The sequence below is a fragment of the Plantactinospora sp. ZYX-F-223 genome, from assembly GCF_039649625.1.
Taxonomy (GTDB): Bacteria; Actinomycetota; Actinomycetes; order Mycobacteriales; family Micromonosporaceae; genus Plantactinospora.
The window spans coordinates 1-1,650 of sequence record NZ_JBDJAV010000150.1 but is presented as its reverse complement, the minus strand read 5'-3'; the positions used below and the strand labels follow the sequence as shown (position 1 = coordinate 1,650).

The following is a 1,650-nucleotide window of genomic DNA, read 5'->3' as shown; positions in this document are numbered from 1 at the left end:
CCCGCGGTCGGCCGACTGCATCCGGTACGCCAGCCGGCGCAGCAGCTCCTTCTTGTCCTCCGGGTCCAGGAAGCCGGCGGCCGGGGACTCCTCCCGCAGGTGCCGGTCGGTGTCCCACTGCGCCACCAGCACGGTGGCGGCGTGGTCGTAGAGCTTCCAGCGCTCCCGGGGCAGCGGCTGGTGCTTGCCGATGATCGCCAGGATGGTCAGCAGCAGCGGGTTGCCGGCGAGTTCCCGGATCGCGTGCGAGTGCCGCATCGCGTCCAGCAGCCGGGCCCGCTGGGCGTGCGCGTCCTCCGGCCGGTCCCGGATCGCCAGCCGGTACCAACTCGACAGGAAGTCGCCGGTCTGCTCCTCGTCCAGGTCCTGCAACGTGTAGTGCACGAACCCGACACTGGTCAGGATCCGCCGCGAGTAGCCGATGATCCGGGACGTGACGATCATCCGTACCTGCGGGTGGTTGGCGGCGAAACCGGCGATCTGCCGGGCCACCTCCTCCCGGCGGTGCCGGTCGAACACCTCGTCCAGGCCGTCCAGGACCATCACCGCCCGGCCGCCGACCCCGAGGTGCCGCAACAGCGCGCTCCGCTCGATGCCGAGCCCGTCGGTGCTGGCCCGGTGGTCGAGATAGTCGACGAAGTTCTCGCACTTGCCCTCGGCGGCCAGGGTGATGAACGAGCGCAACTCGATCAGCAGCGGCAGGTGATCGGCGAGCGCGGTCAGCCGGTCGTCGACCGGCCCGCCGGTGAGGCTGAGCGTCACGTACCGGGCAACGGTCGACTTGCCCGAGCCGGGATCGCCGAGCAGCACGATCGCCCGCTGGTCCGGCGCGCCGAGTACGTCGAAGAGCCGCTGCAACGGCTTCGCCCGGTACGACTCGTGCAACTGCACCAGCTCCCGGGGATCCACCTCCTCCGGCACGTCCTCGGTGCCGATCCGCCCCTCGGACTGCATCCGCCGCAGCCACTCCCGGGGCAGCTCGGCCGGGGGCGGATCCTCGCGTACCCACTGCTCGACGAAGACCGACATCAACTGGATCCGGAGGTAGTCCTCGGTCTGCTCCGGGGTCAACGCGTCCAGGTCCAGCACCCCGTAGTGCTGCCGCAGCCGGAGCAGGTACTGCTTGAGCGTGTCCCGGCTCAGCGTGTGCATGCCACCGCCGGCCGGCACCCCGGCGTCGGTGAGGCAGTTCGCCACCGCCGCGGTCACCATCGCGGCCAGGTCGGCCGGGTCCCGGAAGGTGCTGCACATGTGCCGGTCGGCCAACTCCGCCCGGAGCGCCTCGATCCGCTCCGCGTCCCGGCCCCGGTCGACGAAACTGCGCGGCCAGGGCGCCTCCTCGTCCAACAGGAAGATCAGACACGGCTTGCCGCCGGTCAGCGCCTCCCGGTATTCCAGCTCCGTGATCGAGCGGTCGTAGCCGGCCGGGATGAAGCCGTACCGCCAGGCGAAGATACCGACGTAGACGTCACACTCGGCGACGTCGGCCAGGCAGCGTTCGAGCGGGCGCCGGTCCTCGGCCACATACGACTCCATGGCCATGTCCTCGACCCGCAGCCGGCGCAGCGCCAGCTGGACGGCGGCCCGGCACTCCTGGAGATCCCGGAAAGTGGCCGAGACGTAGACCTTGGTCACGGCGGCTCCTAGGGG

1 protein-coding gene is annotated in these 1,650 nt (G+C 70.8%); it reads right to left on the bottom strand.

Translation table 11 applies throughout. From position 1 onward, the window contains the following. Positions 1-1,635 (bottom strand): DUF4062 domain-containing protein (locus AAH979_RS42875; protein ID WP_346263848.1); only part of this gene is annotated, 1,635 nt, incomplete at its 3' end. Positions 1,636-1,650: the final 15 nt, after the last annotated feature.